The 20,340-nt window shown below is 64.2% G+C and carries 18 protein-coding genes; 12 read left to right on the plus strand and 6 right to left on the minus strand.

All coding sequences use genetic code 11. From position 1 onward, the window contains the following. Nucleotides 1-2: 2 nt before the first annotated feature. Nucleotides 3-293 carry a DUF1330 domain-containing protein gene (locus AC24YW_RS00785; RefSeq protein ID WP_487480911.1) on the plus strand — a complete coding sequence of 97 codons (291 nt, stop codon included), beginning with the start codon at nucleotides 3-5 and terminating at the stop codon, nucleotides 291-293. A gap of 13 nt (nucleotides 294-306) precedes the next feature. On the opposite strand, the gene AC24YW_RS00790 is transcribed toward AC24YW_RS00785, so the two are convergent. From AC24YW_RS00790 to AC24YW_RS00800, 3 genes are all read right to left on the minus strand, one after another. Further along, the gene (locus tag AC24YW_RS00790) at nucleotides 307-630 is read right to left on the minus strand and encodes a DMT family transporter (protein ID WP_487480912.1); all 324 of its coding nucleotides are present in this window, start codon (nucleotides 628-630) and stop codon (nucleotides 307-309) included. Nucleotides 631-640: 10 nt separating this feature from the next. After that, on the minus strand, nucleotides 641-1,339 hold the full coding sequence (locus AC24YW_RS00795) for a glutathione S-transferase family protein (protein ID WP_487480913.1): 699 nt from the start codon (nucleotides 1,337-1,339) through the stop codon (nucleotides 641-643). A 112-nt stretch (nucleotides 1,340-1,451) separates the two neighbouring features. Beyond that, nucleotides 1,452-2,555, minus strand: a complete 1,104-nt coding sequence (locus AC24YW_RS00800; protein WP_487480914.1) for an anhydro-N-acetylmuramic acid kinase — start codon at nucleotides 2,553-2,555, stop codon at nucleotides 1,452-1,454. Between the two features lie 166 nt (nucleotides 2,556-2,721). Between AC24YW_RS00800 and tyrS the strand changes: the two genes are divergently transcribed. The 4 genes from tyrS (at nucleotide 2,722) to AC24YW_RS00820 (ending at nucleotide 8,012) form a co-directional block, all read left to right on the plus strand. Then, nucleotides 2,722-3,975 (plus strand): tyrosine--tRNA ligase, encoded by a 1,254-nt coding sequence (tyrS, locus tag AC24YW_RS00805; RefSeq protein ID WP_487480915.1) that lies wholly within the window; start codon nucleotides 2,722-2,724, stop codon nucleotides 3,973-3,975. A gap of 56 nt (nucleotides 3,976-4,031) precedes the next feature. Next, nucleotides 4,032-5,297 (plus strand): MFS transporter, encoded by a 1,266-nt coding sequence (locus AC24YW_RS00810; RefSeq protein WP_487481826.1) that lies wholly within the window; start codon nucleotides 4,032-4,034, stop codon nucleotides 5,295-5,297. Between the two features lie 231 nt (nucleotides 5,298-5,528). Then, the gene (locus AC24YW_RS00815) at nucleotides 5,529-5,933 is read left to right on the plus strand and encodes a DoxX family protein (RefSeq protein ID WP_487480916.1); all 405 of its coding nucleotides are present in this window, start codon (nucleotides 5,529-5,531) and stop codon (nucleotides 5,931-5,933) included. Between the two features lie 384 nt (nucleotides 5,934-6,317). Then, nucleotides 6,318-8,012 (plus strand): methyl-accepting chemotaxis protein, encoded by a 1,695-nt coding sequence (locus AC24YW_RS00820; RefSeq protein ID WP_487480917.1) that lies wholly within the window; start codon nucleotides 6,318-6,320, stop codon nucleotides 8,010-8,012. Between the two features lie 149 nt (nucleotides 8,013-8,161). On the opposite strand, the gene AC24YW_RS00825 is transcribed toward AC24YW_RS00820, so the two are convergent. Then, nucleotides 8,162-11,968 carry a YhdP family protein gene (locus tag AC24YW_RS00825; protein WP_487480918.1) on the minus strand — a complete coding sequence of 1,269 codons (3,807 nt, stop codon included), beginning with the start codon at nucleotides 11,966-11,968 and terminating at the stop codon, nucleotides 8,162-8,164. Nucleotides 11,969-12,163: 195 nt separating this feature from the next. Between AC24YW_RS00825 and AC24YW_RS00830 the strand changes: the two genes are divergently transcribed. Next, nucleotides 12,164-12,877 carry a peroxiredoxin gene (locus AC24YW_RS00830; protein WP_487480919.1) on the plus strand — a complete coding sequence of 238 codons (714 nt, stop codon included), beginning with the start codon at nucleotides 12,164-12,166 and terminating at the stop codon, nucleotides 12,875-12,877. Nucleotides 12,878-12,988: 111 nt separating this feature from the next. Continuing rightward, nucleotides 12,989-14,344: a M23 family metallopeptidase gene (locus tag AC24YW_RS00835; RefSeq protein ID WP_487480920.1), complete on the plus strand. Its 1,356-nt coding sequence runs from the start codon at nucleotides 12,989-12,991 to the stop codon at nucleotides 14,342-14,344. A gap of 3 nt (nucleotides 14,345-14,347) precedes the next feature. Here the strand turns inward: AC24YW_RS00835 and AC24YW_RS00840 are convergent, their stop codons facing one another. Both AC24YW_RS00840 and AC24YW_RS00845 read right to left on the minus strand, forming a co-directional pair. Beyond that, the gene (locus AC24YW_RS00840; protein WP_487480921.1) at nucleotides 14,348-15,259 is read right to left on the minus strand and encodes a DMT family transporter; all 912 of its coding nucleotides are present in this window, start codon (nucleotides 15,257-15,259) and stop codon (nucleotides 14,348-14,350) included. A 348-nt stretch (nucleotides 15,260-15,607) separates the two neighbouring features. Further along, nucleotides 15,608-16,735, minus strand: a complete 1,128-nt coding sequence (locus tag AC24YW_RS00845; protein WP_487480922.1) for an iron-containing alcohol dehydrogenase — start codon at nucleotides 16,733-16,735, stop codon at nucleotides 15,608-15,610. Between the two features lie 156 nt (nucleotides 16,736-16,891). Between AC24YW_RS00845 and AC24YW_RS00850 the strand changes: the two genes are divergently transcribed. From AC24YW_RS00850 to AC24YW_RS00870, 5 genes are read left to right on the plus strand one after another with little or no spacing between them, the layout of a single operon-like run. Further along, on the plus strand, nucleotides 16,892-17,674 hold the full coding sequence (locus tag AC24YW_RS00850) for a FadR/GntR family transcriptional regulator (protein WP_487480923.1): 783 nt from the start codon (nucleotides 16,892-16,894) through the stop codon (nucleotides 17,672-17,674). Next, complete coding sequence (locus AC24YW_RS00855) at nucleotides 17,674-18,447, plus strand: ABC transporter permease (protein WP_487480924.1); 774 nt, start codon at nucleotides 17,674-17,676, stop codon at nucleotides 18,445-18,447. Before AC24YW_RS00850 ends, AC24YW_RS00855 begins: the two co-directional genes overlap by 1 nt. After that, on the plus strand, nucleotides 18,444-19,253 hold the full coding sequence (locus AC24YW_RS00860) for an ABC transporter permease (protein WP_487480925.1): 810 nt from the start codon (nucleotides 18,444-18,446) through the stop codon (nucleotides 19,251-19,253). Before AC24YW_RS00855 ends, AC24YW_RS00860 begins: the two co-directional genes overlap by 4 nt. Then, on the plus strand, nucleotides 19,250-20,008 hold the full coding sequence (locus AC24YW_RS00865) for an ABC transporter ATP-binding protein (protein ID WP_487480926.1): 759 nt from the start codon (nucleotides 19,250-19,252) through the stop codon (nucleotides 20,006-20,008). Before AC24YW_RS00860 ends, AC24YW_RS00865 begins: the two co-directional genes overlap by 4 nt. 3 nt (nucleotides 20,009-20,011) lie before the next feature. Further along, complete coding sequence (locus tag AC24YW_RS00870; protein ID WP_487480927.1) at nucleotides 20,012-20,335, plus strand: hypothetical protein; 324 nt, start codon at nucleotides 20,012-20,014, stop codon at nucleotides 20,333-20,335. Nucleotides 20,336-20,340 lie beyond the last annotated feature (5 nt).

Consider the following 20,340-nt stretch of genomic DNA (forward strand, 5'->3'; position numbering starts at 1 on the left):
CGATGAAGGCGTATCTGGTTCTTGATCTCTCGGTGAACGACTACGCCGGATTCAAGACTTACATCGCTGAAGTTCCGGCGTTCATCGCCAAGCACGCAGGGCGATACCTCGTCCGCGGCGTCGAGCCGACAACGATTGAGGGCGACTGGGCGCCCGAGCGTCTCGTCATCATCGAATTTGCGGACCGCGAGAAGGCTCAGGCCTTCTTGGATGATCCTGACATTCAACCCCTGTTCAAACTGCGTCAGGCGACGACGACCAGCAGGCTGCTGCTCGCGGATGGGTGCATCTGATCGCAGCAACTGACTACGCCAGCTTGAGCGCGACGATCCCCATCAAGACGAGCGCGATGCCGGCAAGCTTCATCGCGCTCAAGGTCTCGCCGAACAACACGACGCCCATGATGAAAGTGCCGGCCGCGCCAATGCCGGTCCACACCGAATAGGCGACGCCGACCTCGAGCACCTTCAAGGCACGCCCGAGCAGGAAGACGAAGGCAGCGAGCAGCACAAGCGAGGCGATGCTCCAGCCGACGCGCGTATAGCCTTCGGCGTACTTCATCGAAATCGCCCAGCCGACATCGAGCAGGCCCGCGATCACGAGCATCAGCCACGCGAGGGATTGCGACATCAGCGTGCGCTCACGCCGCGAGCTTGAGGAGGTGCGCGTCGTGGCGAACGAGGAAGGCGCGCAACAGTTGCGGATAGTCTTCGCCGACGGCAGTGCGGACACTTGGACGCTTCGCCAGTTCGGCGCGCCACGCACGGACCTTCGGAACATCCGTGAAGATGCCGTGCTCGGTCAGTTCGTCGAACAGATCGAAGTAACGGAAGACAGGTGCGAACACCGCATCGACCAGACTGAACGCTTCGCCGGCGAAGTACGGGCCCGCGCCGAGCGCGGCCTCGAGCCGCGCGAATTTTGTCGCGAGTGCCTGGCGCTTGCTTTCGAACGTCGCCGGATCGGTCGTGGTTTCCAGGCCCCAGAGGTCGCCGAGGATCGCCGAGCCGAACTCCATCCAGGCGCGGTGCTCGGCCCGCTTCAGCCCATCCACCGGATGCAGCTTCGCGCCGCCTTGGGTTTCCTCGATGTACTCGCAGATTACGTTGCTCTCGAACAGCGCGACCTCGCGGCCGTCATCGCCGGTGACGACGAGCACAGGCACCTTGCCGAGCGGCGAGAGCTTCAAGAACCAGTCGGGCTTGTCAGCGAGATCGATGTCGATCCGCTCGAACGGGACGCTCTTCTCCTTCAGCGCGATCACCGCGCGCTGCACATAGGGACAAAGCTTGTGGCTGATCAGTTTCAGTGACGCGGGCGTATTGAGCGAAGATGTCATGGCAACGATCCCGACGGTTAAATGCAATTGCATCCAACATAGATGCAATTGCATCCACCCGTCAAGATCAATGCATTTGCATCAACCGAGCGTGATCCTCAGGTAGTCATCTTCAGGGCCTGGCGATTACCCCGCCGGTCATCGGCATCGGCACGCCCGTGGTCGCCGGATAGGACAGTGGCAGGCCCTTCATCCCGCGGACGGCGAGAAAGCCGAAGGCCTGCGCCTCGATGGCGTCCGAGGCCCAGCCGAGCGTCTCGGCGGCCTCGACACTGGCCGATCCCACCCGCTCCCGCAGCATCCGCAGCATGGTGAGGTTGCGCGCGCCGCCGCCGCAGACGATCCAGCGCCGCGGCCGCCGCGGCAACAGCGGAATGATTCGGGCGATCGCGGCGGCGGTGAAGGCGGTCAGCGTCGCCGCGCCGTCGGCAGGCAGCACGTCGCCGAGCCGCAGGGCCGCAAAATCGTTGCGGTCGAGCGATTTCGGCGGCGGGCTTGCGAAGAACGGCAGCTCCAGCGCCCGCGCGATCCAGGCTTCGTCCACCTTGCCGAGCGCGGCGAACTTGCCTTCCGCATCGAAGGCCTGGTTCATGGTGCGGTACATGAAATCGTCCAGCAACGCGTTGCCGGGGCCGGTGTCGCAGGCGATCAAGGCATCGTTGCCGTCGATATAGGTGATGTTGGAGACGCCGCCGATATTGACCACGACGATCGGCCCTTCGCGCTCCAGCGAATGGGCGAGCGCGCGGTGGTAGACCGGCACGAGCGGCGCGCCCTGCCCGCCGGCCTCGACGTCGGCGGCGCGAAAGTCGTGCATCACGGGGATATGGATGGCCCTTGCCAGCGCCGGCCCATCGCCGATCTGCACCGTCAGCCGTCTTTCGGGCCGGTGCAGCACGGTCTGGCCGTGGAAGCCGACAATGTCGATGTCCTCCGCCCTCATCCGGTTCTGGGCGAGGAAGGCGGCAACCGCCTCGGCATGGGCCTGCGTCACCGCACGCTCGGCATCGCCCAGACTACCCGGGCGGGCGTCGCGTTGCTGCAGATGCACGGCCTCGCTCAGCGCCTGGCGCAGCAGGTTGCGCTCGGCGGGGCCGTAGGGCCGGTAACCGGACGGCCCGAGCGCCTTCACCTGCTTTCCGTCGGTTTCGATCAGCGCGACGTCCACCCCGTCCAGCGAGGTGCCGCTCATCAAACCGAGTGCCGTCAACATCATGGACCAGCGTCCTCAAGAAACCCGCCCGGGCATGCCGATCTTGTGCCAGAGGGACACATCTTATAATGCCAACGCGGCAAGTGGCGGGCGGCCAACCGGGTTCCGGCGGAAGACCCTTAAATTGCGCCCCAAACGGTAAACCAAGAATTGTCAGGCACGCCGACAGATGACTGCATTTAAATCGGATTTCCTCAACACCCTGCAGGAACGTGGTTTCATCCACCAATGCTCCGATTTCGAGGGGCTGGACGCGCTCGCCGCCAAGGGCGAGGCCACCGCCTATGTCGGCTACGATTGCACCGCCCGCTCGCTGCACATCGGCAATTACCTGACCATGATGATGCTGCACTGGCTGCAGCAGTCCGGCAACAAGCCGATCACGCTGATGGGCGGCGGCACCACCATGGTGGGCGATCCCTCCGGCAAGGACGAGACGCGCGCGATGCGCACCATCGCCGAGATCGGGGCCAACAAGGCATCGATCCGCGGCGTGTTCGCCAAGGTGCTGCGCTACGGCGAGGGCAAGAGCGACGCCGTCATGCTCGACAATGCGGAATGGCTGACCAAGCTGAACTGGATCGAGATGCTGCGCGACGTCGGCCGGCACTTCTCGGTCAACCGCATGCTGACCATGGATTCGGTGCGGCTGCGACTCGAGCGCGAGCAGGAGATGAGCTTCATCGAGTTCAACTACATGGTCTGCCAGGCCTACGACTTCGTCGAGCTGGCCAAGCGCACCGGCTGCCGCCTCCAGATGGGCGGCTCGGACCAGTGGGGCAACATCGTCATGGGCGTCGATCTCGGCCGCCGCATGGGCACCCACCAGCTGTTCGCGCTGACGACGCCGCTGCTGACGACCGCCTCGGGCGCCAAGATGGGAAAGACCGCGCAAGGCGCGGTGTGGCTCAACGCCGACCAGTTCAGCCCTTACGATTTCTGGCAGTACTGGCGCAACACCGAGGACGCCGACGTCGGCAGGTTCCTGAAGCTGTTCACGACGCTGCCGATGGCCGAGATCAAAAAGCTCGAGGCGCTCGGCGGCTCGGAGATCAACGAGGCCAAGAAGGTGCTCGCAACCGAAGCGACCGCTTTGCTGCACGGCCGCGACGCCGCGAACGAAGCCGCCGAGACCGCGCGCCGCACCTTCGAGGAAGGCGCGCTCGCCGAAAGCCTGCCGACCGTGGAAATTCCGCGCGGCGAGCTCGACGTCGGCCTCGGCGTGCTCAACGCCTTCGTCAAGGCCGGCCTCGTCGGCTCCAACGGCGAAGCGAGGCGCCAGATCAAGGGCGGTGGCCTGCGCGTCAACGACGTATCAGTCACCGACGAGAAGATGGCATTGTCGGCGGGCAATCTGACGCCGGAAGGCGTGATCAAGCTGTCCTTCGGCAAGAAGAAGCACGTGCTCATCAAGCCTGCATAGGCGTATGAGGTTTTCACTGCTTGTCAGGCCGCATGGATGCGCGCTCCCTGACGGCAATGGACCAGAACACGCCCAAGGAAGCGGAAACGAGCAAGGAACGGATCGGTAGCACCCGGCAGAACGCGGTGCGCACCGCACTCGTCGTGCTCGGCCTGTGCTTCACGCTGGCTGTTCTTGGCCGGGGCTTGAGCGAGAGCTTCACGGTCTTCCTCAAGCCAATCTCCGAGAGCCTCGGCTGGGATCGCGCCCAGGCCGTCTCGATCTACTCACTCACCTGGCTCGTCAGCGGCCTGACCGCACCCTTCGTGGGGCGCCTGTTCGATCATTCCGGCCCGCGCCTCGTCTATGCGCTCGGCCTGCTCCTGCTTGGTTCGGCCTTTCTGATCGCCAGCCACGCGCAAGCGCTCTGGCAATTCCAGCTTTCGATCGGCATCTGCGTCGGCATCGGCGTTGCCTTCATCGGCAATGTGCCCAATTCGATCCTGCTCGGCCGCTGGTTCGGACCGCGCCTGCCGACCGCGATGGCGGTGGTCTATTCGGCAATGGGCGGCGGCGTGCTGGCCTTGCTCCCGGCCTCGCAGCTTCTGATCGATCATCTTGGCTGGCGCGAGACCTATCAGGTCTACGGCCTCGCCGCGCTCGCCCTGCTGGTGCCGCTGCTGCTGCTGCCCTGGCGCATGTTCGCGGCCGGCTCGCCCCATATCGCCAAGAAGAGCGATCCTGCCTTCGTCGACAGCGGCTGGACGCTCGCGAGCGCGATGCGTCACCATGCCTTCTGGGCGCTGTTCTCGACCTTCTTCTTCACCGCGGTCGGCATGTATGCGATCGCGGCCCAGATCGTGGCTTACCTGATCGACGCCGGCTTTCCGCCGCTCCAGGCTGCGACCGCCTGGGGCTTCTCCGGGGTCGTGCTGGTGTTCGGCATGCTCGGCGTCTCCGCGCTGGATGGCCTGATCGGACGCCGGCCTTCGGTGCTGCTCAGCTACGCGATCTCGATTCTCGGCATCGTTCTGCTCTGGCTGCTGCAATATTATCCGAACGTCGTCCTGCTCACCGGCTTCGTCGTCTGCTTCGGCAGCATGATGGGCTCGCGTGGACCGCTGATCAGCGCCACTGCGATGAAGATCTTTCGCGGCAGGCGCGTCGGCACCATCTTCGGCACGATCTCGATCGGCAGCGGCCTCGGCTCGGCGTTCGGTTCATGGAGCGGCGGCCTGATCCACGACGCCACGCACGGCTACGATCTCCTGCTTGCCTTCGCACTTGCGAGCGTGATCCTCGGCATGATTCCGTTCCTGATCGTTCCTGCTTTGCGGGAGTAGGTCTCCCCGACGTAACCTGCATCCCTTTGCTTCACCGGAATAGTACGGGCAGACGCGGAGCAGTACACACGCAAAGATACGGGGCGCGCGCGGTAGAACGGGGGTCTGCGCTGTTTTGCCCGACATGACGAAAATGTCAGCGTGGAATTGATCTCGGGTGGCTTGCGAGACGAAACTGAATACGGTCCAAGTCGCAACATTGGGTCCAGCATTGGATGGAGGGCAAAACCAATGGACTTTCCTTATCTCACTCGCTTTCAACCGGTTCTCTTGAGCCTGTTTCGCTTCATCACCGGCCTGTTGCTGTTCCAGTACGGCGTCGCGAAGATTTTCAAGTTTCCGGTGCTTCCCTACTTCGCCAACATCCCGCCGTTGATCTGGACGGCCGGTGCGCTGGAGCTCGTGCTCGGCGCGCTCCTGATGATCGGCTTGTTCACCCGCCTCACCGCCTTCATCCTCTCAGGTGAAATGGCGTTCGCCTATTTCATGGGCCACATGTTCAAGGGTGAGACGCCGGTGTTCCTGCCGCTGCTCAACGGCGGCACCGCGGCGATTCTGTTCTGCTTTTCGTGCCTGTACCTCTCCGCGGCCGGCGGCGGCTCGGTCAGTGCCGACGCAGCGATGGGCAAGAAATAACAGCCGGACCGCCGACGCATCCGCGCCCGGCTGACAACACCCTGTCCGCTAAGCACGACGGCACCGGCAGATCTCCGGTGCCGTCTCAGCGCGCCCCCAGCACGTTCCAGATCAGAACGATGGCCGCGACGAGCAGCAGAGACATGATGATGCGATGACCGAATCGATTCATTGCAGGTCCATCCAGACGGTCTAGCTGCCAAAATCCGAGATCGATCCCCTTTCCCAGACGGGCTGGAGCCCGTCTGCACGGCGATTTGCCTGCACGAATGCGCACGCGCTTGCAAATGCCGTCCGCGTGGCAGGCCGCATGCCTCCATTCATGATTGGTAAGAACTTCATGCTACCGGTGCGAGCAATAACAACCATTGCGTAGGGGCCGTGATGAAACTGCTGAGTCATCTGAAGATCCGCACCAAGCTTGCCAGCATGGTCTGCCTTGCGGCGCTCACGGTCACAGCCATCATCGGCGTATCGGCCGTGCTCAGCAAGAGCCGGATGATGGAGGACCGCGTCCAGCAGATGCGGACCGCCGTCGAGCTCCTCTACAACTACGCCCAGGCGCTGCAGGACGAGGTGACTGCCGGCAAGCTGACACCGGCCGAGGCCAAGAGCCTGTTCCACCAGCGCGGCCGCCGCATGAACTTCAACGGCAATCAGGGCTATCCGGTGGTTTACAATCCGGACGGCTCCCTGGTCGTGAACGGCGCCAATCAGCAGCTCGAAGGCAAGATCACCGGCGCCAAGGATTCCAACGGCGTGCTGATTGCCGACGCCATCATCAAGGCCGGCAGCGCGACTGAGCAGGGCGGCGTCACCTCCTATCTCTATCCCCGTCCCGGCCAGACCGAGCCGCTCCGCAAGACCGTGTTCGCGCGCAAGTTCGCGCCCTGGAACGTGACCATCAGCTACGGCCTCTATGTCGACGACATCGACGCCGACGTGCGCGCGCTGACGCTGGAGCTTGGCGCCATCGGCGTCGGCCTGATGCTGCTGATGGCGGCGCTGTCCTGGCTGATCGCCCGCGACGTGCTCGGCGCGCTCGACCGTCAGAAGAACCGCATGCAGGCGATTTCCGAAGGCGCCATCGACAAGCCGGTCGAGGAGACCGACCGCGGCGACGAGATCGGCCGCATGGCCGAGACGCTCGAAATCCTCAGGCAGACTGCGCTCACGGCCCGCACGCTGGAGGCCGAGCAGGTCGCGGCCAAGGCCCGCAGCGAGCAGGAGAAGCGCGAGGCCCTGATCGCCCTTGCCGACCGCTTCGATGCTTCCGTCGGCCAGCTCGTCGGCCTGATGGCCTCCGGCTCCGGCGAATTGGAGACCACCGCCAAGTCGATGTCCTCGACCGCCGAAGGCACCAATCGCCGCGCCGCCGTTGTCGGCTCGGCCGCCAATGAGGCCAGCCAGCGCGTCCAGACCGTCGCCTCCGCCGCCGAGGAGCTCTCCTCCTCCATCACCGAGATCAGCCGCCAGGTCGCCCAATCCGCCGAGGTCACGGGACGTGCGGTGGACAGTGCCCGCCGCACCGACACCATCGTGCGCGCGCTGTCCGACGGCGCCCAGCAGATCGAGCACGTCGCCGAGCTGATCTCCAACATCGCGGCGCAGACCAATCTCCTTGCCCTCAACGCCACCATCGAGGCCGCGCGCGCCGGCGAAGCCGGCCGCGGCTTCGCCGTCGTCGCCTCCGAGGTGAAGTCGCTGGCGAGCCAGACCGCGGAAGCCACCCGCGAGATCGGCGACAAGATCGCCCAGATCCAGGGCGCGACCAAGGAAGCGGTCGATGCGATCGGCGGCATCACCGCCACCATCGAGGAGGTCAGCCGCATCGCCACCTCGATCGGCGCGGCCATCGAGGAGCAAGGCGCCGCCACCGCCGAGATCGCCCGCAGCGTCTCGCAGACCGCGGAGGCGACCAAGGAGGTCACCACCAATATCGGCGGCGTCAGCACGGCAGCCAACGAGACCGGTAATGCCGCCGGCATGGTGCTCGCGGCAGCCAGCAACCTCTCCAAGCAGGCCGAGCAGCTCTCCGGCGAAGTCGGCACATTCCTGAAGGGCGTGCGCGCGGCGTAGCCTTCAGGCCCAATATCTCCACTTGCGTCATGGCCGGGCTTGTCCCGGCCATCCACGTTTTTGGCCGCGCCGCACGAAGAACGTGGATGCCCGGGACAAGCCCGGGCATGACGATCGTCTGCTACTCTTCGTGAGAAGAAGGCCCGCCCCTACCGCCGCGCGAGGGTGCAACCGCTCGACAGCTGGCGCGTCGATCCGGTCGAGCCGTCGCTCGAATGCGATGGGAATTCATCGAACGGCGAGTTCTGTTTGCCGGTGTTGAACTCGAAGATCTTGCGGAACAGGCCCGGCGCCATCGCCGAGATCGGATTGACGCGCATCACGGGCGCAGCCGGCGTGCCGACGACCTCGTAGGTCACGCCGATCAGACCCTCATTGTTGCCGCCACCGAGGAAAATACCGAATAGCGGGATCTGGCCGAAGATGTTGTTGACGCCGTACATCGGCACGAAGGTGCCGCTCATGCAGACCTGGTTGCCGGGATAGTCGATCGAGCCCTCGATGGTGGCGCCGATCATCGGGCCCTTGACCACGCCGTCACGGACCGTGAGCGCACCGTTCTGCCGCGTGAACTCGGCGCGAAGTGCGCTGAAGGAGACGCCATTCCCGGTCCCGTTCGGCGCGCCGGCGGCAACGCGTTCGAGCTGCGCCTCGCCCTTCACCGTGAAGTCTCGCACGTTGATGAGGCCTTCGCGCGCGGCGTTCGGCTCGGAAGACGGCGGCTCCATCGCCACCACCATCTGGCCGCCGACCGCCTTGGTATAGGTGTCGGTGAAGCGCAGGAGCGCGCCGGCATCGTTGGTCTGCAGGTAGATCACCTCGCGGCTGCCCTGGGCGCGGCCACCGCGCAGATCTGCCGCGACAGGCGTGTCGCGGCCGATCTTGCCGCTCAGCGTCAACGCCTTGATGGCACCGTTGCGCTTCGACATCTTGGCATCGAGACTGCGCATGGCCTCGCCGTTGAAGCCGGCGACGGCACCGAGCTTGACGTCGATGTCGAAATCGACGTTCTTCAGCTTGTTCTTGTCGTCCTTGGAATTGCCTGAGATCGCCGACTTCAGGAAGCCGCGGCCGTCGAACACGTCGCCACGCATCGTGCCGCGCACCACACCGTCCTGGCTGCGCTCCACTCTGAGCGAGGCCTTGTCGCCGTCGGACGGCGCGTAGGTCGGGAAGTTCGCGTTCATGAGATCGCCGTTCGCGTCGAGCTCGAGCGAGCCCTTGATCGAGGCGCCGCCACCTTCGATGACGATGTCCTCGAAACGCGTCGATTGCGCCGTCGGCACCACCTTGAAGCTGGCCTTGCCGGACTTGCCCGGCAGCTTGACCCAGCCGGGCAGGATGTTGTCGAGCCTGACCGCGGTCAAATCGGCCTCGACGCCGAGCTTCGTCGTCTGATCCGCGCCGCTCGCGATCTTGCCCGACAGCTTGATCGGCAACGATCCGCTGACGGCGGGGCTGAGATCGAAACCGAGCCGTGAGCGGCTGGCATCGTCCAGAATCGCCTGCAGCCTGACGTCCGCGTCGCCCTCGGCTGGCTTGCGATAATCGAGCGAGGCCGCCTGGCCGTTGATCTTGACGTCGCCTTTGACCTGATAGCCCTGGTTGTTGGCCGATATCTTGAGGTTGTTGGCTTCCAGTTTCTGGTTCATCACCAGCTTGTCGGCGGCAAAACCGTTGAGGTCGGCGGTGACGGCGTAGGTGGTGTCGGACTTGGTCAGCTCGCCCTTGACCGGCATGCCGAGCTGGATGTTGGCCGAGAACGTTCCCTTGCTGGTGTTGGGATCGACGACGGTCGCCGAAAGGTCGCTCAGCCGATCATTCGCGAGCATTTCAGCGGCCGCGGGCACCGGGCCCTCGACACGGAATCGGCTCCGCGACGGCGACGGCTTCGGCGCCATGTCCGGCACCTCGAACACGAAATCGGAGATCGTGACCTTGCGGCCCGCGGGCGTATCGGCAATGCCCTGCCCGATGTTGACGGTCGCGGTCCGTCCGGTCACGCGCGCCTTCAGATCGGCATCGCGCACCACCGGCATGCCGTCCACGGGCCGGACCGCAACGCCGCTCGCCACGATGTTGACCGAGAGGCCGTCGTCCGGAATGGGCGGGCCCTTGCGCGGCAGGTTCCTGGTCGGCGAGTTGACGCCGATCTCGATGCGCTGGAGCGTGCCGCGCTCGATCCGCTCGATCACCCATTGACGCAATTCCGGGACGATCAGCGGCGGCCACATCCGCTTCAAGGCGGAGGCCGACATCGGCGTGCCCGCAAAGCCGAGGGTGAGCCGCGGCTCGCCCGAATAGTCGAGGGCGCCGGTGCCGGCGACGCCGATCTCGCCGTTGGAGACGTCGGCCTGTGTCAGCAGAATGCGCTTGTGGTCGGTGTCGAAGCGGAAGCCGATTGCAATGCGGTTGAAGACGAGCGGCGGCTCGTTGTCGATGCCGCCGAGCAGGATCGAGCCGCCGCTGAAGCCGAGCTGCCAGTCGTTGATGTTGCCGTTGGGCGGCTCGACATGGGCCAGCAGCGTCAGGCGGTTCGCGCCCGAGAGAATCTTGAACGGCGCAACCAGCACCCGCCGGTTCGCATCCCACTCGACATTGATCTCGGCCGAGTCGATTGCCATCGGGTAGTCGGGCGTGTCGGTGTCGATGATGTTGCCGGCGCCGACCGCGATCTTGCCGCGGAAGAAGGTCGGCACGCCGTCGCGGCCGAGCTCGCCCTTGAGCTCGCCCGTCAGCGGCAGGTCGGCGGTGTAGGTGAGGTCCTTCACCCGCAGCGCCAGCAGGATGTTGGAGGTCGAAACCTTGTCGGCCTTGATGTCGACCGAGCGCACGCCGTTCTCGGCCGGGCCGATCGTGGCGCGCAGCAGCCACGGGCGCGCGCCCTGCTCGCCGAGGCTGAGCGCGACGCCGCCGCGGCTCGGGCGGCGCAGGCTGAGCGTAATGTTCTCGAACGACCATTTGCTGCCGCGCTGCTGATCGTCGACGATCAGGACGCCGTTCTTCAGACCGATCTCGTTGAGGTTCTGACCGTCGAGGCCGGTCATGCTCAGGCTGTCGAGCCAGTCGAGGCCTTGCAGGATACCGCTCTGCGCGGTCGCCTGCGGCGCGGTCTGCGAGGCGTCCGGGCTCGCCGGCGCGGTCGCGAAGGGCGGCGGCGGGACACCGCTGCGCGGGAATGTCGGCGGCAGGCCCGCGTCCTTCTTGGACGCGACACCGGTCGCCAGCGGCTTTGCGGTGTCGCCGGCGGACACGGTGACGGTGCCGTCAGGCGCAATGCGGATGGCGAGCTCGGCATCGACCAGGTTGAGGCTCTCGGCACGCAGGTGCCCCATCAGGAGGGCTGCACCCGACAGCCTCACCTCGGCCTTCGGCGCGCTGGCGACGACGGCGTGATCGCGGTCGCGAACGATGATGTCTCGGATGCGAACAGCGATGCGGATCCGCCCGGCACGCTCGATCTGGGTGCCGCCGACCTCGACCGTATTGCCGTGGCCGATATTGTCCTCGATCGCGGCTGCGAGCCACGGCGTTGCGATGTCCAGATTGATGGGACCGGCGCCGAGCCGCCACCACAGCGCACCGAAACAGCCGACGAAAATGACGATGACAGTGGCGACGGCGACGGCCATGCGCTTCAGCCACCGACCCCCACCCGCCCAGCGGCGCAGCGCGCCTAGGCCGCCACCGAAGCGAAGGAAGCCCGAACCGGAACGCGCCAGCAACCGGCGTGCGCGATTGCGCGCAGCCGCTTCCTGATCCGGATCCCAGTCGGCGTCGTCCCATTCCTGCGGCTCAAATTGGCCGCCGCGCCGATCAAAATCCCGGTTGTGGTCCTGGGGCGACGTATTCCTTGCCATTGCCTCTCGATACAGGCGCCCATCATAGGATTGAGCGCCGCCGGGACCGCAGCCGTTCGCGGGAAGGGAAACTCCCTGCGCCGGCACTGCCGCCATACCTCGAATATTCCTGCTGTTCGTCATTTCGCCCCGGGAGCGCGTTCAACGAGCAGTGGGGTGGTGCGTGGAATTCCTTGTAACCATACTCCGGCGTCGCCAGACTTGCCCAGCTGAGGGCACGATTCCGGCTCGCCGGACAAGAGCTGCAATACCGCTTCGGTTGACCTGCCGAAAGCGTCGAAAGGAAGGCGTATGTCCAAGAAATCCCGAAAGAAATCGTCCAAAACGCCCTCCGGCAGTCCGACCGCTGAAAAGAAGTCCGCAAAAACGCGGGCATCGACTCAATCAAGGTCCGCGAAAACGCAGCGGACACCGGCACGCAAATCAACCGCGACCATAGCAAAAGCAGGATCACATGAGGCGGCATCGAAACAGTTAAAATCCTCCAAATCCGTCTCCGCGCCAGCTGCGGCAAAGTCCGGCTTGAAGTCCGGCTTGAAGTCCGGCTTGGCCGAGGGCCAAAAGGCCCCGGCTTTCTGCCTGCCGCGCGATGGCGGCGACGTGGTTACGCTCGCCGACTATGCCGGCCGAAAGCTCGTCCTGTTCTTCTACCCCCGCGCCGACACGCCCGGCTGCACGCGCGAGGCGATCGACTTCACGCGCCTGGCGGGCGCCTTCGCTGCCGCCGGCACCGCCGTGGTCGGCATCTCCGCCGATCCGTTAAAGGCTCAGGAGAAGTTCCGGGACAAGCACAAGCTCGGCGTTCCCCTCATCTCGGACGAGACGCATGAGATGCTGGAAGCCTATGGCGCCTGGGGCGAAAAGTCCATGTATGGCAAGAGCTTCCTGGGCATTCTTCGCACCACGATCCTGGTCGGGGCCGACGGTAAGGTGGCGCGGATCTGGCGCAATGTCCGGGTCGATGGCCATGCTGAGGAGGTGCTGGAGGCGGCAAGGAGCCTTTAACCAATCCTTTAAATTCGCGCGTTCCCATTTGCGGAAAATTAACCATGAGCGGCCCAGATTGCTGCGGCAATTGAGCCGCAAGGAACCCATCCGACCGGCGCGGGAGTGCCGATGTCGAAAAGTTCTGCCCAATACTCGCAGTACCCCCAACATCATCCTCACGACCACGGACGGGCCTTCCGGCGCCCTCTGGGTGCCCCGGCGGCGGTGACCGCGATTCCCCTCCCCGCCACCGACGATGCCTACACCATCGTCCATGCCGGTAAGCAGGTCCGCTTCGGACCCGTGGTGTTCTGGATCGTGGTCGGCACCGTGGTGCTGCTCGGGCTGTGGTCGGCCGCCACAGCCACCTATTTCGCTTTCCGTGACGACGTCCTGACCCGGCTGATCGCCCGCCAGGCCGAGATGCAATACGCCTATGAGGATCGCATCGCCGAGCTGCGCGCCAAGGTCGATCGCACCACCAGCCGTCAATTGCTCGACCAGGAACAGTTCGACCAGAAGCTTGACCAGATCATGAAGCGCCAGACGGCGCTGGAATCCAGGGCCACGGCGCTCGGCGCCATGCCCGACGTGACCGGCTCAATTCCCCGCGCCGCCCCGCAGCGGAGCGATGCAAGCCCCACCACGCCAAAACCGTCGCCGATCAGCGACACGGTAATCTTCGTGGCGCCTCCGGATCGCGAAGCGCGCCTCGAATCGCGCGCGCCGAGCGTCGCGGCAGCGCCGACCAGCCAGTTCGCCAAGAACCAGGGCTTCGACAACGTGCTGGTCCGGCTCACGACTTCGCTTGATCAGGTCGAGCGGCGCCAGATGGCGGCGCTCAGCGCGGTCGAGGAAAGCATGGATTCGCGCATGCGCCGGATGCGCAGCGTGGTCAGCGATCTCGGCCTGAACCTTTCCCATCTCGAAGCCGCCGTGCCGCGCAGTGCGATGGGCGGACCGTTCGTCCCCGTCAAGCTGACGGCGAATGCCGGACCGTTCGAGAAGCAGCTCCACCGCATCCACACCACGCGCGCCGAGATGGACCGTCTCAACCGCACGCTGGCGCTGGTGCCCTACCGCAAGCCCGTCATCGGCGAGGTCGAGTTCACGTCCGGCTTCGGCGTGCGCAGCGACCCTTTCCTCGGTCGGCCCGCGATGCACACCGGCCTCGATTTCCGCGCCGCCAGCGGTGACCCCGTCCGCGTCACCGCTTACGGCAAGGTGGTTTCCGCCGGCTGGTCCGGCGGCTACGGCCGCATGGTCGAGGTCGACCACGGCAATGGGCTTTCGACCCGCTACGGCCATCTCTCCGAGATCAACGTCAGGGTCGGCGAAGTCGTGAAGATCGGCCAGGTCATCGGCCTCGTCGGCTCGACCGGCCGCTCTACCGGTCCGCATCTGCACTATGAGACCCGCATCGAAGGCGAAGCGGTCGATCCGCAAAAATTCCTGCGCGCCGGCGTGCGGCTCAGCGCGGGCTAAGGCTTACGCGCCCCGACGCAGCAAGCCGAATGCACGCCCGTCAATCACCAGCAATGCGCTGCCGATGACGATTGCGCCGGCGATCTCGCGGCCGGAGATCGGCTCACCCAGCACCAGCCATCCCAGCAGGATGGCGGTGACGGGAATGAGCAGAGTCACGAGCATCACATTGCTCGCGCCCGAGCGCCGCACGATCTGAAAGAAGACGATGTAGGCGAGCGCGGTCGAAAGGGCGGCGAGGCCAAGCACGGCAAGCCAGGTCGCAAGGCTCGGCATCGGCAAGAGCCACGGCTGCTCCATGCCGCCGGCGACGACCGCCATCATCACCGTCGATGCCATCAACTGAAACGCCGCCGCCCCGAGCGGCGCTGCGTCCTTCAGCAATCGGCGCGCCGCCAGAGCGGCAAAGCCGTAGCTCAACGCGCCGCCGAGGCAGAGCAGGATGCCGAGCCCCTGCCCCGCCCTCGTCTCGAAGCCCCATCCGCGCAGAACGATCACGCCGGCAAGCCCCAACGCGACCCCGGCCAGCCGGCGCATCTGCAAGGCCTCCTCGCCTGCTGCAAACATCACGACAACCGCGAACATCGGCGTGGTCGCGTTCAGGATCGAGGCCAGCCCGCTCGGAATGAAAGTCTGGCCGATCGCGATCAGCGAAAACGGAATGACGTTGTTGAGCAGCCCCATCGCGATGAACGGCGCCCAGGCCGCCCAGCTCTTGGGAAAGCCGATGCCATGTGCGCGCAGCAGCGGCAGCAGCATGGCTGCGCCAAGCACAACACGCAGAAACACCAGCGTCAGCGGCGGCAATTCTCGCAAGGCCGCGCCGTTGAAGAAAAACGAGCCGCCCCAGAGGATCGAGAGCACAGCGAGCAGCGACCAGTCGCGCGCGTCGATCCTTTGGTCGCTTGGGAGCATGGGGTCTTACATCCCTTGGCCGAGCCCGCTGACCTAGGGCGACGGGGCGAACAGCGCCACCCGATTTCCGATGCAAAGCCGGGTTACGAAGCTGATGCCGGCAATGAATGGGGTGATCCAATTGTCCCAAGCGATGCTGGCTGACCAGGACTTGAACCCATGACCCGATCTGCCCGCGCGAATGCGGCGCTTCGTCCGCTCAGTTTTCAATAGCGGACATGGCGAGGTACGCCCCAGCTGGACGGCGAAGGGGCCATAGCTGACCTCGACATTCGAGAGTGACGGGCGGAGTTGATCGAACTTTTTAAGGGATAGACGAAGATCTGTGCGCCAAAGAACCAAGCTTTGTCAGAGGGCGGCACGCAGCAAGTTCTCAAACTCTTGTGCAGACGCTTTTCGCGGAGCGGTCGCATTGGAGTGGTCAGCTAGTGCTCGGACGACCGTTTGAGGGATATGCCGAGCCTCAAAGCCCATTTGACCGAGCGTCACTGGTAACTTTAACGATTGAACGAGATCGGACACCGCCTCGGCAAGGTCGGTTCCACGCGAGATGCGAAATATGTCGCTAAGCTTCTCGTATTTGTTCCCCACGCTTTGCGCGCTGAAGCGCAGGATGTGCGGCAGGAACACGCCGTTCAGCATACCGTGATGCAGGGTCGGCGAGCGCAATGCGCCGGCGGCGTGAGAAAGCGAGTGCACTGCGCCGAGCCCTTTCTGAAACGTCAGCCCGCCTTCGAGTGCCGCCATCATCATCTCCCAACGCGCCTCGCGGTCCGCGCCGTTTGTCACGGCGCGCTGGATGAAGTGCCATGCCCGCTTTGCACCGTCGAGCGCGATCGCTTCCGCCGGCGGGTTGACCAATGGTGACAGGAACGTTTCGATGCAATGCGTCAGCGCATCAATGCCGGTCGCCGCCGTCAACAACGGCGGCAGTCCCAGCGTGAGCTCAGGATCGCAGATCGCCCTTTTCGGTATTAAATAGGGACTGATCAACGCCAGCTTTGACCCGTTGGCCAGATTGATCAAGGCACCGCGGCCGACCTCGCTACCGGTTCCTGCAGTGGTCGGGATAGCGATCACAGGTGCGACCCCCGCAGTGATCTTGCCGACGCCGCCACGGATTGCCGCGTAATGCTCCAATGGTCCTTCATGGGTTGCGGCCAAAGCTACGCCCTTGGCAAGGTCGATGGGAGAACCGCCGCCGAGTGCAATGACGCCGTCGCAACCGCCGTCGCGGTAGGCGACAACGCCTTCGAGCACGGCTTCCTCCGTCGGATTCGGGGGAGTGCCGGCGAATACCGAAACGGTTGTCGGATCGAGCTGGGTCAGCACCTGCGCTGCTATGCCGGCAGCCTGTACGCCGGCGTCCGTGACGAGCAGCGGCCGACGAATTCCAAGAGCTTCCAACTCAGCCGGCAAGCTCTTGATAGCGCCGAAATCAAATATCGTCGTCGTCAGATAGCCAATGGTCGACACGGTTATCTCCTCCCAATCGAAGACGCATTTGCTGCGCTGCCGAAACGGCTTATTCATCGGATATTTAACATCGGATGATTGCGACGGCAATGAAATCAGTGTATGGCTCCAATATGCCAGCTGGCCTCAGAGCCCGCGGCCGGGAGTGAACAGTCGTTGAGCGCCAAGCGCATCAAATCCGCCGAGAAGCGTTTGAAGCCAGGCCGCATCCACGCGGTTCTAACGACACTCGGCCGTGAGATCGCCCAGGAGATCATCCCTGCTGGCGCAGTATTGCCGCCCGAGAACGAACTCGAAGCCCGTTTCGGTGTCGGCCGCGGCGTCATCCGCGAAGCAATCAAAATGCTTTCAGGGAAAGGGCTGGTCCGCGTACGGCCGCGCCACGGCACCAACGTGTTGCCGCGTCGCGATTGGAGCCTGCTCGACCGCGACGTCCTGAACTGGCTGGTCGGTCAGGATAAACCCGACCGCGAATTGCTGTTGGCCATTCAGGAAGTGCGCTCAATCATCGAGCCCGCTGCTGCCGCGCTGGCTGCGACGCGCGCCACCAAGCAGGACCGGCAACGCATCAATGCGGCGCTGGCGGCGATGGAAGCATCGAATGATCAGGCTTCCGCAACGGCCGCAGACAAGGCGTTTCACCTCGCCATTCTTGATGCCACGCACAATCCGGTGCTGCAGGGCTTTCGCGGCGCGATCGACACGATTCTGAGCGCTGTATTCGTCGTTGCCGTCGACAGCACCGCTGGCTGGTTCGAGGACAATCTCGCCAACCACGCTGCCACGGCCCGCGCGATCGAAGAAGGTGATGCAACAAGGGCTCGTGAAGCCATGGAGCAAGTCCTTGGTTACACCCACTCCATGCTGGCCAGAAAGAATGCCGGTGCCGTCCGGCGAACCGCGCGGCCGAGCGGCACCCGCAGCCTGAGGAAAGCGTGATGCTGCACAGGCTCTCATCCGCAATTTGGTTCTGCGCTCCCTTTGTGGTGCTTATCGTACTATGGGCCATTTTCATCCCGTATTTCGGCGTCAATCCTCGGCTGTTTCCTCATCTCTCCTCTGTGGTCCAGGCCGGGATTGAGGGAATTCAAGATGGCACCCTCGTTCAGCACATCGGTGCGAGCCTGCTACGCGTCGCCGTCGGCACAGTGCTCGCGCTCTTGATCGCCATTCCCTTGGGCATCGCGATGGGCGTCAGTCCTATCGTCTCCAGCTTCCTGACACCTTTGTTCAGGTTTTTCTCGGTGCTGGCTGGCATCGCCTGGATCCCGATTGCGACGCTTTGGTTTGGCTACGGCTTCGGCGCCATCACCTTTGTCATCTTCAATGCCGTGTTTTTCATCGTGACGTATAATACCCTGCTCGGCGTATCGACCATTCCCATTCACGTCCGCAATGCGGCCGCATCGCTCGGTGCGGGGCGATGGGCGATGTTAACTGAAGTGCTTCTGCCGGGCGCGCTTCCGAACATCGTCACTGGCATACGCACCGGCTTGGGCTTTGCCTGGCGTGGGCTGATCGCAGCCGAGATGATCGCCACCAACGTCGGCCTTGGTTACATGCTGTTTGTGGCCCGCGATTTCTATCGGACTGAGGTGATCGTGCTTGGCATGATTGTAATCGGCGTGCTTTGGCTGCTCCTGGACCGGCTGGTCCTGGCACCAATCGAGCGCGCCACGATCGAACGCTGGGGCATGGTGCAGCGCGCATGAAGCAGTTCCTTCTCAAGCTTTGGAGCTACTGCGTGCGCCTGACCGCACGCTGGCCGTCAATCCTCTCCATCGCGCCTTTCATTCCGGTGATCGCGGCCTGGTGGATCGTCACAGAGCTGCAGATATTTCCCCGCGTGTTCCTGCCGGGACCAGCGGAGGTCGTGCGCTCGTTCGGATCGCTCGTTTATATGGGGATCCTGCCGGAGTACCTGCAGGACAGCATCGTGCGCTTGGCCGTCGGTGCGTTCTGGGGCATCGCCCTTGGCATTCCTCTCGGAATCCTGGTGGGCCTTAGCCAGCGCGCCCGCACGGCGCTGTGGCCGCTCATACTGTTTTTTCAGGCCATTGGCGATATTGCATGGCTGCCGATCCTGGTCATCTGGTTCGGCTATGGCCTCACGACCATTACCGTCGTCATCGTCTACACGGTCATCTTCCCGGTGGTTTTCAACACGGTGCTGGGCGTGCGCTCGATCCCCATCACCCTGCACCGCGCGGCTCAGAGTCTTGGTGCCTCGCGCATTCGCATGTTGTGGGAAGTGGTGTTGCCGGGAGCGCTGCCCAACATCGTGACCGGGCTGCGCAACGGGCTCGGCTATGGCTGGCGAGCTTTGATCGCGACCGAAATCATCGTCGGCACCAGCGGCATCGGATTTCTCATGTTCGACGCGCGCCGCTCCGGGTCTGTCGTCGAGATCCTGCTCGGCATGATCATCCTGGGAATTCTCTGGTACATCGTCGATAGCTGGATACTGGCACCGATCGAGCGGGCTACGGGACAGCGGTGGGGGTTGGTGACGCGATGAAGGATCTGACCATCCGCAATCTGTCGAAGACGTACTTCGATCCCTATGCCGGCACCAACGTCACCGCAGTGCATGACGTGTCATTGAAGGTGGAACAGGGGGAGTTCGTCTGCATCGTTGGTCCTTCGGGCTGCGGCAAGACGACGATCCTCAACATGATCGCGGGCTTCATCCCGCACACGGGCGGCGAGATCCTGGTTGGCGGCCGTCCGGTCAAGGGGCCCGGCCCCGACCGCGGTGTGGTGTTCCAATCTTTTGCCCTGTTCCCGTGGCGAACCGTGCTCGAGAATGTCGCCTTCGGTCCGAAGATGCGCGGCGTCGGCAAGGTCGAGCGCGAGAAGATCGCGCATGAATATCTGGCGCTCGCCAAGCTGACCGAGGCGGCCGGGCGTTATCCCACCGAATTGTCGGGCGGCATGCAGCAGCGTGTCGGCGTGGTGCGTGCGCTGGCGAACGAGCCGGACGTGCTGCTGATGGATGAGCCGTTTGCGAGCGTCGACGCCCAGACCCGAATGACCCTCCAGGAAGAACTCACGCGCATCTGGCAGGAGAAACGGCCGACGGTCATCTTCATCACGCATGACGTCGCAGAAGCCGTGTTTCTCGCCAACCGGGTGGTCGCGCTGTCGAAGGGACGTGTGCTCGATGACATTGCCGTGGACCTGCCACGGCCGCGATCATGGGACGCGCTGAACGATGATGCGCGGTTCAAGGAATTATCGGGACGCGTTCTCCAACTCGTGCGGTCGGCGTGAACCATGTTGAAAGATGCCCTTCGATCGCGAAAGGCGCATATCCTCATAGCGGTGGCGGCTGGCTATCTGGCTTGGCAGCTTTGGCTGACCATCGCCGCACCGCGAAAGATCGCGAACTTCGCCGGCGGCTCGGAAAAGGTGAATATCCTCGTCGTGCTGCCGTTCGAACCTGAACGTTTCCACGTTCAGCTGATGCAGACGTACGGCCGGGTATCCGGAACACAAGAAAAATCCGTTGAAGTTCGAGGAGTGAAACGAGCGGACTTGACGACCGTCGCCCGGCCTTACTGGGTTACGCGCATCGAGCCGCTCCAACCAGGGGGATGACCCAA

Source organism: Bradyrhizobium sp. USDA3516 (genome assembly GCF_057651995.1).